This window comes from Vibrio sp. qd031 (assembly GCF_002100145.1).
Classification (GTDB): domain Bacteria; phylum Pseudomonadota; class Gammaproteobacteria; order Enterobacterales; family Vibrionaceae; genus Vibrio.
In genome coordinates this window covers 182,991-184,096 of the sequence record NZ_JXQD01000030.1, presented here as the reverse complement: position 1 = coordinate 184,096, position 1,106 = coordinate 182,991, and the positions used below count along the sequence as shown (strand labels likewise).

Annotated in this window: 1 protein-coding gene and 1 pseudogene; both read right to left on the bottom strand. The window is 52.3% G+C overall.

The window, feature by feature from the left end; genetic code table 11:
• Nucleotides 1-406 (bottom strand): transposase zinc-binding domain-containing protein (locus tag ST37_RS17385; protein WP_172401026.1); only part of this gene is annotated, 406 nt, incomplete at its 3' end.
• Nucleotides 403-1,106: pseudogene (locus ST37_RS17380) on the bottom strand (tyrosine-type recombinase/integrase); the annotation flags it as partial. The pseudogene ST37_RS17380 and the gene ST37_RS17385, both read right to left, overlap by 4 nt.

The following is a 1,106-nucleotide window of genomic DNA, read 5'->3' as shown; positions in this document are numbered from 1 at the left end:
CGCCTCTGCTCTGTCTGTGAGCAAAGCTTTTTAGCACACCAGCGGCGACTTGGAACATCGCACTGTAGAGTGCTTTGGGGGCTTTGCGTGCCAGTGGCCTGAGTTGATAGGGTAAGGTGAAGGTCACCATAAAGTAATGAACGGGCAACAACTTCTGCTTTTGTCTCTTTAACCAGTCTGAGGTGGTGCGGTGTAGGCACTGCGGGCAGTGGCGATGCCCACAAGAGAGTGGCCGCCGGTCATCAAAGTGGCAATGAGCACAGTACCATTGAGATTGTCCTAGCTTCTCAGTCTGACATCGTAGCATCGCGTGCATGGCTATACGCATGTCGTCGGTTATTCGATGGCCGTGGTGACGTTCAAGCTCAGCTTTATGAGCGCGAAGCAGGTCGATAAAGGTGCTCATACTCCCTCCCACATAATGATCAGTGCATCGGTCAGTTGATTGATGGCTAACGCCACATCCTTTTGTTTTAGTTGGGTCATGCGGGTGTAACGGGCAGTGGTGTTGAGACTGGCGTGCCCAAGTAAGATCTGCAACGAACGCAAGTCCATTCCTTGCTCAAGTAGGTGGGTCGCAAAACAGTGTCTCAGCGAATGAGGCGAGATGGGTTTGTTGATCCCACAGTCCTTGAGCACCATTTTCATCGCTTTTTGCACGCCGCCTCGATCCATAGGGACGGTAGGCATGACTCCTTTCCAGGGAAAAGGAGCTTAGGGTGCCGATGCGTTGTCCAGTAGGCACGCAAAGCGTTCAGCGTTCGAAGTGGCAGAGGAACGAAGCGGTCTTTGCCCCCTTTACCATCTCGAATGTGCACTTGCATTGTGTGTGCATCAATATCTTGAACGGTCAGGTTAAGCGCCTCACCGAGTCGAAGCCCCATAGAATATAACGTCAGGAAAAAGACCTGATAGCGGCGCTGGCGAGTCATGGTGATGAGCAGTGCGATCTGAGGGGCCGTGATGACATCGGGTAACTTTTTAGTGCGAGGTGGCCTGACGATGTTTAGCCACTCCCACTGCTTGTCTAGGGTATAGCGATAGAAAAACTGTAAGCCGTTGCGGTCGAGCTTAACGGTACTCCAGGAGTGAGTTTCAATCAGGCA